The sequence below is a fragment of the Leucobacter sp. MMO-125 genome (genome assembly GCF_037148395.1).
Taxonomy (GTDB): Bacteria; Actinomycetota; Actinomycetes; order Actinomycetales; family Microbacteriaceae; genus Leucobacter.
In genome coordinates, this window is record NZ_JBBCTL010000001.1 from 899,821 (window position 1) to 912,342 (window position 12,522).

The 12,522-nt window shown below is 67.5% G+C and carries 11 protein-coding genes; 3 read left to right on the plus strand and 8 right to left on the minus strand.

Annotation, left to right across the window (positions count from 1 at the left end; translation table 11 throughout):
• Positions 1-98 precede the first annotated feature (98 nt).
• Positions 99-1,118, minus strand: coding sequence for a glycerophosphodiester phosphodiesterase family protein (locus WFI54_RS04055; RefSeq protein ID WP_336651492.1), 1,020 nt, complete (start codon positions 1,116-1,118; stop codon positions 99-101).
• A gap of 120 nt (positions 1,119-1,238) precedes the next feature.
• On the opposite strand from WFI54_RS04055, the gene WFI54_RS04060 reads away from it, so the two are divergent.
• Positions 1,239-2,063: a Bax inhibitor-1/YccA family protein gene (locus tag WFI54_RS04060; protein ID WP_336651493.1), complete on the plus strand. Its 825-nt coding sequence runs from the start codon at positions 1,239-1,241 to the stop codon at positions 2,061-2,063.
• 96 nt (positions 2,064-2,159) lie between these two features.
• Positions 2,160-2,921: a prepilin peptidase gene (locus WFI54_RS04065; protein WP_336651494.1), complete on the plus strand. Its 762-nt coding sequence runs from the start codon at positions 2,160-2,162 to the stop codon at positions 2,919-2,921.
• Between the two features lie 200 nt (positions 2,922-3,121).
• Here WFI54_RS04065 and guaA read toward each other — a convergent pair whose 3' ends face one another.
• The 7 genes from guaA to WFI54_RS04100 form a co-directional block, all read right to left on the minus strand.
• Positions 3,122-4,705 carry a glutamine-hydrolyzing GMP synthase gene (gene guaA, locus WFI54_RS04070; protein WP_336651495.1) on the minus strand — a complete coding sequence of 528 codons (1,584 nt, stop codon included), beginning with the start codon at positions 4,703-4,705 and terminating at the stop codon, positions 3,122-3,124.
• 38 nt (positions 4,706-4,743) lie between these two features.
• Positions 4,744-5,202 carry a DUF3817 domain-containing protein gene (locus tag WFI54_RS04075; protein WP_336651496.1) on the minus strand — a complete coding sequence of 153 codons (459 nt, stop codon included), beginning with the start codon at positions 5,200-5,202 and terminating at the stop codon, positions 4,744-4,746.
• 10 nt (positions 5,203-5,212) lie between these two features.
• Positions 5,213-6,007: an SURF1 family protein gene (locus tag WFI54_RS04080; protein WP_336651497.1), complete on the minus strand. Its 795-nt coding sequence runs from the start codon at positions 6,005-6,007 to the stop codon at positions 5,213-5,215.
• A gap of 138 nt (positions 6,008-6,145) precedes the next feature.
• Positions 6,146-7,267: a GuaB3 family IMP dehydrogenase-related protein gene (locus tag WFI54_RS04085; protein ID WP_336651498.1), complete on the minus strand. Its 1,122-nt coding sequence runs from the start codon at positions 7,265-7,267 to the stop codon at positions 6,146-6,148.
• Positions 7,268-7,355: 88 nt separating this feature from the next.
• Complete coding sequence (locus tag WFI54_RS04090; protein WP_336651499.1) at positions 7,356-8,975, minus strand: solute symporter family protein; 1,620 nt, start codon at positions 8,973-8,975, stop codon at positions 7,356-7,358.
• A complete protein-coding gene (locus tag WFI54_RS04095) occupies positions 8,972-9,370 on the minus strand; it encodes a DUF485 domain-containing protein (protein ID WP_336651500.1) in 399 nt (132 codons plus the stop codon). Before WFI54_RS04095 ends, WFI54_RS04090 begins: the two co-directional genes overlap by 4 nt.
• Positions 9,371-9,416: 46 nt before the next feature.
• Positions 9,417-11,396, minus strand: a complete 1,980-nt coding sequence (locus tag WFI54_RS04100) for an AMP-binding protein (RefSeq protein ID WP_336651501.1) — start codon at positions 11,394-11,396, stop codon at positions 9,417-9,419.
• A gap of 104 nt (positions 11,397-11,500) precedes the next feature.
• On the opposite strand from WFI54_RS04100, the gene WFI54_RS04105 reads away from it, so the two are divergent.
• Positions 11,501-12,454 (plus strand): helix-turn-helix transcriptional regulator, encoded by a 954-nt coding sequence (locus WFI54_RS04105; protein ID WP_336651502.1) that lies wholly within the window; start codon positions 11,501-11,503, stop codon positions 12,452-12,454.
• Positions 12,455-12,522: the final 68 nt, after the last annotated feature.

A 12,522-nucleotide genomic window follows, 5' to 3' on the forward strand; every position in this document is an offset into this window, starting at 1 on the left:
GTCGATCGGTGCGCGTAGAGAGTCAGCAGGGGCGAGTATGAAGACAGGTCTGGTCGAGCAGGAGACGGCAGCTAGAGCAGCTAGAGCAGCGAGGGCGGCTACGCTCGCGCGTCGCGGATCGCCACGCCAAGATCGGGGTGATCGAGGAAGACGCCGTCTACTCCTGAGCGCATGAGCAGCCCGAACTCCGCCTGCCAGTCGCCCCACTCGGCCCCGCGCAGCGAGCTCTGGTGGCGCACGTTGAGGTAGCGGTTCTCGGGCCGCAGCGTCCAGGTGTAGACGAGCAAGCCACGCGCGTGCGCCCGCGCCACGAGGTCGGTGTTGCCGATCGCGCGCCCCAGCGCGTTCACCCTGATCAGATTGCCTTTGGCGACGCTGATGCCATCGACCCGCTGTGCGAGCAGATCGAGCCCCGGGTCGCTGCGGTACCAGGCGAAGCTGCGCGACGGGGCGCTGTCGACGGGTTCGTCGGCAGGCGACCCGAATCGGTCGGTAAGAAACACGAGGTCGGCGTGCACCCCGGCGGTGCGCAGCCGATCCAGCACCCCCAGCTCGAACGATTCGATCACCAGACGTTCGCGATCCGCATCCCACCCGGTGGCCGCGAGCTCGGCGAGCAGCAGCGCGCCAAGGTCGTGCCCGATGCTCGCGAAATAGGCGGCGTGCTTCACCTCGATCACGGCACCTAACCGCCGGTCCAGCCGCTCACTCGCCGCGTCGATGATCGCGAGCACGTCGCGCAGGCGCAGGATCGGCTCGGTGCCGTCAAACTCACGATTGCCGGGACGCACCCGCGGCAGCCGCTCGGTGCAGCGCAGCGTCGCGAGCTCATCCCAGGTGAAATCCTCAGTGAACCACCCGGTGAGGCGTTTACCGTCGATGGTCTTGGTGGTGCGGCGATCCGCGAACTCGGGGTGCTGCGCGACGTCGGTGGTGCCTGAGATCTCGTTCTCGTGCCGCACCACCAGCACCCCGTCGCGTGTGGCTACGATGTCCGGCTCCGCAGCGTCGGCACCGAGTTCGAAGGCGAGCCGGTAGGAGGAGGCGCTGTGCTCGGGGCGGTAGCCCGGTGCCCCACGGTGGCCGATGATGAGGGGCGCAGGGTCCGGGCTCTCCATGCGACCAGCCTATCCGCGCTGCGCGAACACGGGCTGCGGATCGGGCAGAGTCACAGCCACGGAGGCATCACCTGTGGATAAGCTGGAACAGACCCATACGCCAGGAAAGGATTCCGACGCATGAGCAACCCGGCTCTCAGCAATAACCCGGCACTCAACGGCAAGACCCTCACCGCTGATGAGCTGCGCCGCATCTACGATCAGCCTGCCGCGCAGACGCAGCGGCCAGGCATCGACGAACCGGTCGCGGAGGCCGGTTTCGGCGGCGAGCAGCCGCCCGTCATCGCCCCCTCCGACCGACCAATGACCTACGAGAACACCATCTCCAAGACGGTGATGCTGTTCCTCATCGTGCTCGTCTTCGGCGCGGTCGGCTGGTTCATGCCGCTCCTGACGCTGCCCGCGGCGATCATCGGCCTGGTGCTCGGCCTCGTCAACTCCTTCAAAAAGGAGCCGAGCGTTCCCCTCATCGTGCTCTACGCGGTGTTCCAGGGCGTGTTCCTCGGCGGCATCTCGAGCGTTTTCGAGGCGCAGTGGTCGGGCATCGTGTCGCAGGCGATCATCGGCACCCTGTCGGTGTTCGGCGTGACCCTGCTGCTCTTCCGCAGCGGCAAGGTGCGCACCAGCCCGAGGCTCAACAAGATCTTCATGATCGCCATCTTCGGCTACCTGGCGTTCTCCGTCGTCAATCTGGTGCTCATGCTCTTCGGCATCAACCAGAATCCGTGGGGTCTGCGCACCGGCTGGATCGGCGTCGCAATCGGCGTCCTGGCCGTGCTGCTCGCCGCGTACTCGCTCGTCATGGACTTCGAGCTCATCCAGAACGGCGTGAAGAACCGCGTGCCCGAGAAGTGGGCCTGGTCGGCGGCTTTCGGCCTCATGGTGACGCTGATCTGGCTGTACGTCGAGATCCTGCGTATCCTCGCGATCCTGCGCGGCGACTAATATCGTCTGCGACGCCGGAGCCTCGCGCTCCGGCATTTGGGGCCGGTCATCCACTCGGGTGATCGGCCTCAGTCGTATCTCGGGCTGGTCGGGGCTGTGGACAAGCACGCGCAGGGTGCGACGACGCCCGCTACGGTGGGGGCACCCGACCCGAAGGCAGGTGCCATGCAGACCCCCGATCCGGTGCCCGCGAGGCCCCGCGCACGCACGCACCTCAGGCTGACGTCCCTTGCACTGGCGGCGGCCGCACTGTCAGCGGCCCTCATGACGACGGCCGTGTCCCGGTGGTGGCCGCAGGCCAGCCCCGGCGTTGACATCGAGGGGGCCAGCTTCTGGCTGCTGCTCGCCGCCTACGTGCTGCTCGCCGTCGCCAGCGCAGTGCTCTGCGTCATCGATCTCGTATTGCACACCCTGCCGAACATGATTCTGCTGCCCTCGGGCGCTGCACTACTCGCCCTCGTGCTCGCGGCAGCCATCGCCGCTGGCGACGCCGGGCCGCTGATCCGTAGTCTCGTCTGCTGCCTAGCGCTCGCAACCGGCTACGGCCTGCTGTGGCGCTGCTCGCCACGCAGCCTCGGCGGCGGTGACGTCAAACTCGCTGCGTTGCTCGGTGCGGCGCTCGGCCCTCTCGGCTGGGGTGCGGCACTCGTCGGCGCGCTCGCACCGTTCCTGCTCGGCGGTGTGCACGCGGCGGTGCTGCTCCTCACACAGGCTGCGCGACGCAGGCTCGGTCAATGCAGCGGGGCGGATACGCACCGTCCGACAGCCTTCCCCTTCGGGCCGTGGATGCTCGTTGGCGCGTGGACCGGCATCTTCGCCGGCACGGATATCGCCTCCGCGATCCTCACCCCCACGTAACCTCGAAGCCCGAAACGCAGCCCCCAGAAACGCCAAAACCGGCGGCCTCCTCCGCAGAGGCGGCCGCCGGTCTCAGACGGGCGAGCACTCAACTCACTCCCACTCAGCTGTTACGCGAGCGGGAGCTCCTTCGTCACTCCCACTCGATCGCTGGCGCGATCGAGTTCCACCCAGCACTTACGCGAGCGGGAGCTCCTTCGTCACTCCCACTCGATGGTTCCCGGGGGCTTCGAGGTCACGTCGAGCACGACGCGGTTGACCTCGGGCACCTGATTGGTGATGCGGTTCGAGATACGGGCGAGCACCTCGTAGGGCACGCGGGTCCAGTCGGCAGTCATCGCGTCTTCTGAGGAGACGGGGCGCAGCACGATCGGGTGGCCGTAAGTGCGGCCGTCGCCCTGCACGCCAACGGAGCGCACATCGGCGAGCAGCACCACGGGGCACTGCCAGATCTCGGCGTCAAGGCCGGCTGCGGTGAGCTCTTCGCGGGCAATCGCGTCAGCCGCGCGCAGCGTCTCCAGACGGTCGCGGGTCACCTCACCGACAATGCGGATGCCGAGGCCGGGGCCAGGGAAGGGCTGACGCCCCACAATGGCCTCGGGGATACCGAGCTCGCGGCCGATCTCGCGCACCTCATCCTTGAACAGGGTGCGCAGCGGCTCGATCAGTTCGAAGTCGAGGTCTTCGGGCAGGCCGCCCACATTGTGGTGCGACTTGATGTTCGCGGTGCCCGCGCCGCCACCCGACTCGACCACGTCGGGGTAGAGGGTGCCCTGCACCAGGAACTTCACCTTCTCGCCCTCGGCCTTCGCCTCGGCAACAAGGTCGAGCTGCACTTTCTCGAAGGCGCGAATGAACTCGCGGCCGATGATCTTGCGCTTCTCTTCAGGGTCAGTGACCCCTTCGAGGTGGCCGAGGAAGACGTCAGCAGCGTCGACGGTGATGAGACGCACGCCTGTCGAGGCGACGTAGTCGCGCTCCACCTGCTCACGCTCCCCCTGACGCAGCAGGCCGTGGTCGACGAAGACCGCGGTGAGCTGATCGCCAATGGCCTTGTGCACGAGCGCCGTCGACACCGCCGAGTCGACGCCGCCTGACAGCGCCGAAATGACTCGGGCATCGCCAACCTGAGCACGGATCCGCTCCACTTGCTCGGCGATCACATTGCCGGCGTTCCAATCGGCAGGGATGCCGGCGACATGATGCAGGAAGTTCTCGAGGATGCGCTGCCCGTGATCGGAATGCTTCACCTCAGGGTGCCACTGCACGCCGTAAAGCTTGCGCTCGGGCGAACCGAACGCCGCCACGGGGGTGACCGCCGTGCGGGCGAGCACGTCGAAGCCCTCCGGTGCCTGCTGCACGGCGTCGCCGTGGCTCATCCAGACGTTCTGCGTCTCGGGCTGGCCGCCGAGGATCGCACCGCCGTCGCCGAGGATCGTGGCCTCGACGCCGCCGTACTCGCGGTCGCCGGTGTTGCCGACGGTGCCGCCGAGGGTATGCGCCATGATCTGGAAGCCGTAGCAGATGCCGAGCACAGGCACGCCAAGCTCGAAGATCGCCGGGTCGAACTGGGGCGCGCCCTCCTCGTACACCGACGAGGGGCCGCCCGAGAGCACGATGCCGAGCGGCTGCTTGGCCTCGACCTCGGCAGCGGTGATGCTGTGCGACACGAGCTCGGAGTACACGCCGGCTTCGCGCACGCGGCGCGCGATCAGCTGCGCGTACTGCGCGCCGAAGTCGACCACGAGAACCGGACGGTGGTCCGTGTCAGTCTGTTCTGCCATTGCAGGCCTTTCAGGGGTTGTGGGTGAGGAAGTCGATTCTACTGAAGCGAGGCCGGAACGGCTTCGGCTTCACGGGCGTCGAGGAATCCGGTGACCTCGCGCACAATGCGAGCCTCCAGGATGAACGACATGAAGGGGATCACACCGCCGAGGGCGATCAGAATGAAACGCCAGAAGTTCCAGCGCATCGGGCTCCAGAGCAGGAAGTCGGAGACGAGGTAGATGACATAGAACCAGCCGTGGGCGATGAGAATCGCCTTGAACAGGTCGAAGCCCTGCGGCTGGAAGTCAGCCTCGACACCCTCGGGCGCGATCGCGTAGAAGTGAGCGAAGCCATCGGGCGTGAAGAGGTAGAGCTGCACGCCGAAGGCGTACTTCATAACCATCACGGCGCACAGCAGCAGTAGCATGACGCCGGTGATCATCGAAGTCACCTTGTAGAAGCTCAATGCCTTGCGAATGCGCGGGTAGTCGGCGGGCTTGGGCTGCAGTTGCATGGGTTCCATTCTATTCTTGCGCCGCGTGAAGCAGCTTGAGTTCATGCTCCTTCTCCCAGGCGTCCCGCGTGAGGCGATACCAGAGGAAGAGCGCGAAGCCGGCGAACACGATCCACTCGACCCCGTAGAAGATGTTGAGCCAGTTGATGGTCTCAGCCGGCAGCGGTGCGACAGAGTCGACGGCATCGAGCTGCGCCTCGGCGAGGAGCGCTGCGGTGCCGGCCTCATCGTGCAGCACGAGATAGCCGGAGTACACGGGGCTCTCGACCCCGGTCCACACATTCGCGAGGAAGGCCGGGATCATTGTGCGCAGCACCTGTGGATCCTCGCTCGGCTTCGGCACCTGCGGCCCCTCGGGCGGCATGAAACGGCCCTCGACAGTGCGGGGAGCGGCGAATGCCGGATCCGCATCGAGCTGCGCGATCGCCCGCTCCGCATCGGCCTCGCTCGGTGCCCAGCCAAGAGCCACCGCGAGGTGCGCGCCAGGCTCGGCGTCAGGGCCGTCGGTGACGAAATGGCCCACCACCCAGGCACCGGTCTCACCCGCGTTGACCCGCGGTGCCACCACACGCGAGTCGCCAGGCACGAACGCTCCTTCGAGATGCACGACCACGCCAGCTCCGGCGTCGGTGACGCCCTGCAGGGTATCGGCGACCTCGGCGAGCGGCCGCGGGGTCTCCGTGTCGATCTCCTCGACCGTGGCCTGGCGCACCGCGCTATCCATCTGCCACTGCCCCAGCCACGCGAAAGCTGCGGCGACGAGCATGGCGAACACGAGTGCGAGGATCCAGCGGGGCCTGCGCATGACCTGACCGAGCGTAGGGTCGCCCAGATACTCAGGTCGCTTCTGGCTGCTGTGCGGGGTCGGCTGCACGCCGGCCCCGGGCTGACCCGTAGGGCCCGGAGAGGAAGGCTGGCTTGAGGACACCGGCTCTGCGGCCCCCTAGCGCTCGGCGTGCACGACGCCGACGCGCTGGAACTCCTTGAGCTCCGAGTAGCCGGTGGTCGCCATCGCACGGCGCAGCGCACCGATCAGGTTGGCACTGCCGTCGGCGACGTGCGCCGGCCCGTTCACGATCTCCGAGAGCGGTGCCACCGGCGCAACGCGCAGGCGTTTGCCACGGGGAAGATCCTCGTGATGGGCTTCCTGGCCCCAGTGCCACCCGTTGCCGGGGGCATCCGAAGCCTTCGCGAGCGCAGTGCCCAGCATGACGGCGTCGGCGCCGCACGCCATCGCCTTGATGAGATCGCCCGAGGTGCCCAGGCCGCCATCTGCGATGACGTGCACATAGCGCCCGCCCGACTCGTCGAGGTAGTCGGTGCGCGCACCGGCAACATCGGCGATCGCGGTCGCCATTGGTGCGCGGATGCCCAGCGTGGCTCGCGTAGTCGATGACGCGCCGCCGCCGAAGCCGACCAGCACACCGGCAGCGCCCGTGCGCATGAGGTGCAGGGCCGACTGGTAGGTGGCCGCACCGCCCACGATCACGGGCACGTCGAGCTCGTAGATGAACTGCTTGAGGTTGAGCGGCTCGCGCCCCTCCTTGGCGACGTGCTCGGCGGAGACGGTGTTGCCGCGGATCACGAAAAGATCGACGCCGGCCCGCACCACCGTCTCGGTGAACTCTGCGGTGCGATGCGGTGACAGCGCACCTGCGACGGTCACACCGGCCTCGCGGATCTCGCCGAGACGCGCGGTGATGAGTTCGGGGCGGATCGGCGCCGAGTAGAGCTCCCGCATACAGTGCACCGCAGCGATCTCGTCATCGATGCTCGCGAGTTCTGCGAGCAGCGCTTCAGGATGCTCGTGCCGAGTCCACAACCCCTCGAGGTTGAGCACGCCGAGCCCGCCGAGGCGGCCCAGCTCGATCGCGGTTGCCGGCGACATCACGGAGTCCATGGGCGCGCCGAGCACGGGGATGTCGAACTGGAAGGCGTCGATCGACCAGGAGGTCGAGACCAGCTCGGGATCGCGGGTGCGCCGAGTAGGCACGATACCGATCTCGTCGAAGGTGTACACGCGGCGGGCGCGCTTGCCCCGCCCGATCTCGATCTCGTTACTCACCCGACCAGTCTATCCGGCCTCCCCTGTGCGGTGGTCCGGCGGGGGCGGGACGCGTCCGCCGCCCCTCCCCCGCCGTCGACGTCACGGCTCAGTGCTGCACGGGCGGTTCCGCGCCGTGGCCGGTGAGCGCCCGTACCTCCATCTCGGCCGCGAGTTGCTTCGACTCGCGGCCGGGGTCGGTGATCGACCCGAGCCACCCGAGCAGGAAGCCGAGCGGGATCGAGACGATGCCTGGGTTCTTCAGCGGGAAAATCGCGAAATCCACCCCGTCTCCCAGCATGGCGGCCGGATCACCGGAGACGACCGGGGAGAACGCGATCAGCAGCACCGCAGAGAGCAGACCACCGACCATCGACCACACGGCCCCGCGCGTCGTGAAGCGGCTCCAGAACAGCGAGTACAGGATCGTGGGCAGGTTGGCGGATGCGGCGACCGCGAAGGCAAGCGCCACGAGGAACGCGATGTTCTGCCCTTGCACGCCGATGCCGCCGATAATCGCCGCAGCACCGATCACGAGCGTCGTGATCTTCGCGACCTTCACCTCCTGCCGGGCTGAAGCCTGGCCCCGCTTCATCACGCTGTTGTAGATGTCGTGCGCGAACGACGCCGAAGCCGTGATTGTGAGTCCCGCGACCACCGCGAGGATCGTGGCAAACGCGACGGCCGAGATGAAGCCCAGCAGCAGCGGTCCGCCGAGGTGCAGCGCCAGCAGCGGAGCAGCAGAGTTCTGCCCGCCGGGAGCGTTCGCGATGGTCTCCGGGCCGACGAGCGCCGCGGCGCCATAGCCGAGCACCAGCGTGAAGAGGTAGAAGACACCGATGAGCCAGATCGCCCACACCACGGAACGCCTGGCCTCCTTCGCGGTGGGCACCGTATAAAAGCGCATCAGCACGTGCGGCAGGCCGGCGGTGCCGAGCACGAGGGCGAGCGCAAGCGACACGAAGTCGATCGGATTGGCCCCGTACTGCAGGCCAGGGGCGAGGATCGCCGCACCGTTGGCGTTCTCAGGGTTGGTGACGGCGGCGTCGAGCACTGCGCCGAAATCGAAGCGGTTGAGCGCGAGCACCCAGACAGTCATCGCGGCGGCTCCGGCGATGAGCAACACCGCTTTGATGATCTGCACCCAGGTCGTGCCCTTCATACCGCCGATGAGCACGTAGAGAATCATGACCACGCCGACCACAGCGATCACGAGCGACTGCCCGAGCTTGTCGTCGATACCGAGCAGCAGCGAGACGAGACCACCGGCGCCTGCCATCTGTGCCAGGAGGTAGAAGAAGCAGACCGCGAGTGTGGTGAGCGCTGCGGCCATGCGCACCGGCTTCTGGCGCAGCCGGAACGACAGCACATCGGCCATGGTGAACTTCGCCGTGTTGCGCATCAGCTCGGCGACGAGCAGCAGCGCGACGAGCCAGGCGACGAGGAAGCCGATCGAATAGAGGAAGCCATCGTATCCGTTGATCGCGATCGCGCCGCAGATGCCGAGGAAGGATGCGGCCGAGAGGTAGTCGCCCGCGATTGCGAGGCCGTTCTGCCGGCCTGAGAACGAGCGTCCACCGGCGTAGAAATCGGCAGCGCTCTTGTTGTTCCGGCTCGCGCGGATCACGATGATCATCGTCACCGCGACGAACGCGAGGAAGATTCCGATGTTGAGCACCGGGTTCTGCTGACCGGCTGCGGCCTGGAGAGAGAGGATCTGCGTGTTCATCGGGAACCTCCCTCGGCACCGGCGATGCCGCTGTTATTCGGGCTGACCGGTGCCGCATGTTCGAGGCCTTCGAGTTCGGCGCGCAGCGCCGTCGTCGCCGGGTCGAGCTTCCGGTTCGCGAAGGATACGTACCACATGGTGATGCCGAAGGTCGTGACGAACTGTGCCAGGCCGAGCCACAGCCCGACGTTCAGGCCGAGCATCGGCTGCGCCATGAACTCGTGCGCGTAGGCAGCGAGGACGACGTAGAGCAGGAACCAGATCATGAACGCCACCGCGATCGGGAACACGAAGCGCCGGAAGCGGTGCTTGTACTCCTGAAACTCGGGCCGTGCCTGAAATGCTTCGTAGTCGATGGGGGTGGTCTCTTCGAACCCCCGGGGTTCATTGGACATGGGGCCTCCTTGCCTCATGGGAATACGGGAAACGACGACGGTCCGCTCAGCGCGGCACCGTCACCGCCTGAGTCGCAGGCGCTGAGACGGTGTCGCCGAGCGCAGCGATGAGGTCGTCGATCACGGCGGGATCCTCGATGGTAGCGGGCACGCGGTACTCCTCGCCGTCGACGATCTGGCGCATGGTCTTGCGCAAGATCTTGCCCGATCGGGTCTTCGGCAACCGCTCGACGATCGTCACGTCGCGGAACGCCGCGACGGGTCCGATGTGCTCGCGGACGAGCCGCACGAGCTCGGCCGCGAGCTCTTCCCGCACCACAGTCTCTCCGTGCTTGAGCGCGACGAAGCCGGCGGCCCGCTGTCCCTTGAGTTCGTCGTGCACTCCGATCACCGCGCACTCGGCTACCGCCGGATGCAGTGTCAACACCTCCTCCAGCGATCCCGTGGAAAGCCGGTGCCCGGCCACGTTGATGACATCGTCCGTCCGCCCCATCACGAAGAGGTATCCGTCCTCGTCGAAATGGCCGGCGTCGCCGGTGGCGTAGTAGCCGGGGAATGCCGATAGGTAGGAGTCGACGAAGCGCTGCGAGCTCCCCCAGATGCCCAGCAATGCGCCCGGCGCGAGCGGCAGCCGGATCGCGATGTTGCCCTCGACGCCCGGCGCCGTGATGTCAGCGCCCTTGGAGTCGACGATACGCACGTCGAAACCGGGCATCGGCACGGACGTCGAACCCGCCTTCGCGGGCAGCGTCTCGATCCCGAGAGGGTTGGCGCAGATCATCCACCCCGTCTCGGTCTGCCACCAGTGGTCCACGACGGGCACTCCGAGGCCGTCGTTGATCCAGTGCCAGGTCTCGGGATCCATCCGCTCTCCCGCGAGATACACCGCGCGCAGTGAGGAGAGGTCGTGCTTCACCAGCTCGGCGAGCTCGGGATCCTCGCGCCGGATCGCACGCAGCGCTGTCGGAGCGGTGGAGAGCATTTTCGCCCCGTAGCTCGACAGGATGCGCCAGAACGCTCCGGGGTCCGGGGTTCCCACCGGCTTTCCCTCGTAGAGCACCGTCGTGCCGCCCGCGAGTAGCGGGCCGTACACGATGAACGAGTGGCCAACCACCCAGCCCACGTCGGACGCTGTGAAGATGGTGTCGCCTGGACCGAAGTCATAGATGTTGCGCATCGCCCATCCGAGTCCCACGGCGTAGCCGCCGCTGTCACGCACGACGCCCTTCGGACTGCCCGTGGTGCCCGAGGTGTAGAGGATGTAGAGCGGGTCCTCGGAGCGCACGGGCACCGGATTGGCTGGCGCGGCTTGCTCCTCCAGCGCGTCCCAGTCGAGCCACGCGACGTCCGCCTCGTCCGCGAAGTCGGCGGCCGACCCCGGTACAGTGTCGCGGTCGCGCACGATGACTGTCTCGACGCCGGAGTCGGCACCGCCCGCGATCTCGATGGCCCGGTGTACGAGCGGCAGGTATTCGACGACCCGCTGGGGTTCCAGACCTCCGGAGGAGGTGACGATCACGCGGGGCTTGGCGTCTGCGATCCGCACCGCCAGCTCGTTGGCCGCGAATCCGCCGAACACGACCGAGTGGATCGCGCCGATGCGGGCGCAGGCGAGCATCGCGACCACTGCCTCGGGCGTCATCGGCAGATAGATCAGCACCCGGTCGCCGACGACCACGCCCGCATCGCGCAGGACGCCGGCGAAGCGCGCCACTCGGTCGCGCAACTGCGCGTAGCTGATCCGGGCGCGGGAACCGGTCATCGCAGAGTCGTAGATGAGAGCGGTCTCCTCGCCGCGACCGGCCTCGACGTGGCGATCGAGCGCATTGAAGCAGACGTTCAGCCGTCCGTCCGGAAACCAGCGCCACTCGGTGGCGCTGCGCTCTTCGATGGCGCGGGTCGGTGGGGTCGTCCATGACACCCGCTCGGCGGCCTCGAGCCAGAAGGCGTCGCGGTCTCGGGTGCTCCGCGCGATGATCTCTGGATAGTGGTGCCCGGGACGGGGAATCGATGTTGCTGTGCTCACTCATTTCTCCTTTGAAACTTCGGCGACAACGCTGTCGCTGTGTGCATGGATTAGGCTATTGACGGGGGACGCCCAGGCAATACCCCCGAAAGTTGGTAGTCCCGATGCAGCGACTCGACCCTCAGGCTCAGCAGACCTTGCTCGAACTCGCCGTGGCCGAGTTCGCCGCGGCAACGCGCTTCCCCCTGGCCTTCGGCGGTTTCGACACGCACGGAACGGCGACGATGACAGCGCTTTTCGGACATCGCACGCTGAGCCTGCAGGGACTCTGCGTGCAGGCGGGACGGGGCCTCGGAGGACGAGCGCTCGCCGAGCATCGACCCCGGCTGACCATGGACTACCGGCGCTCCCGCCACATCACCCACGACTACGATGCGCAGGTGCTCGGCGAGGGGATCGTGGCCCTGTTCGCACACCCCGTGATCGTCGACGGGGAGACCCGTGCGGTGCTCTACGGCGGTACCCGCGAGGCGACGCTCGCCGGATCGGCGTTCGCCCGGTCCGCCGCGGCCGTGGTCACCGATCTCGCCCGCGAGATCAGAAGACAAGACGAGGTGGAGCAGCGCGCGGTCTGCCTCGCCGCGCGCCTCGCGGCCGAGCAGCAGGCGCGCCACGCGCTACCCGGGCCCGCGCTCGAGGCACTGCGCAGCAGCCACGCCGAACTGCGCAGCATCGCAGCGGCGGTCGCCGATCCAACACTTCGGGCGCGCCTCGCTGAGGTCGACCGTCGGCTCACAACAATCGAGACGGGAGCCGCTCACGTCACTGCGTCGTACGGCCCGGGGCGCAGCGCCCGGTCCGGCGACACCCCGCACGCCGAGTCGGCATCAAGCACGACCGATACCGGTGCTCCCCCCGACCGCGTTCACCTGACGCCGCGAGAGCTCGATGTGATCTCCCACGCCGCCCTGGGCGGGACCAACGCCGAGATCGGGCGCGCGCTCGGGCTCACCGAGAGCACGATTAAGAGCTACGTCAAAACCGCCATGTCGAAGCTGCAGGCCTCCACCAGGCACGCCGCAGTCGCGGCCGCACGCCGCCATGGCCTCATTCCCTAAAACGCAGAGCGTGCCAGGAACCTGTGGATCCTGGCACGCTCTGCGTGGGGCCGGAGAGGCTGCGCGGC

What these genes read in the sequence shown, in the direction of transcription:
- guaA (WP_336651495.1), bottom strand. Translation starts at nt 4,705, where the DNA reads ATGGCAGAACAGACTGACACGGACCACCGTCCGGTTCTCGTGGTCGAC.
- WFI54_RS04090 (WP_336651499.1), bottom strand. Translation starts at nt 8,975, where the DNA reads ATGAACACGCAGATCCTCTCTCTCCAGGCCGCAGCCGGTCAGCAGAAC.
- WFI54_RS04060 (WP_336651493.1), top strand. Translation starts at nt 1,239, where the DNA reads ATGAGCAACCCGGCTCTCAGCAATAACCCGGCACTCAACGGCAAGACC.
- WFI54_RS04075 (WP_336651496.1), bottom strand. Translation starts at nt 5,202, where the DNA reads ATGCAACTGCAGCCCAAGCCCGCCGACTACCCGCGCATTCGCAAGGCA.
- WFI54_RS04105 (WP_336651502.1), top strand. Translation starts at nt 11,501, where the DNA reads ATGCAGCGACTCGACCCTCAGGCTCAGCAGACCTTGCTCGAACTCGCC.
- WFI54_RS04055 (WP_336651492.1), bottom strand. Translation starts at nt 1,118, where the DNA reads ATGGAGAGCCCGGACCCTGCGCCCCTCATCATCGGCCACCGTGGGGCA.
- WFI54_RS04080 (WP_336651497.1), bottom strand. Translation starts at nt 6,007, where the DNA reads ATGCGCAGGCCCCGCTGGATCCTCGCACTCGTGTTCGCCATGCTCGTC.
- WFI54_RS04095 (WP_336651500.1), bottom strand. Translation starts at nt 9,370, where the DNA reads ATGTCCAATGAACCCCGGGGGTTCGAAGAGACCACCCCCATCGACTAC.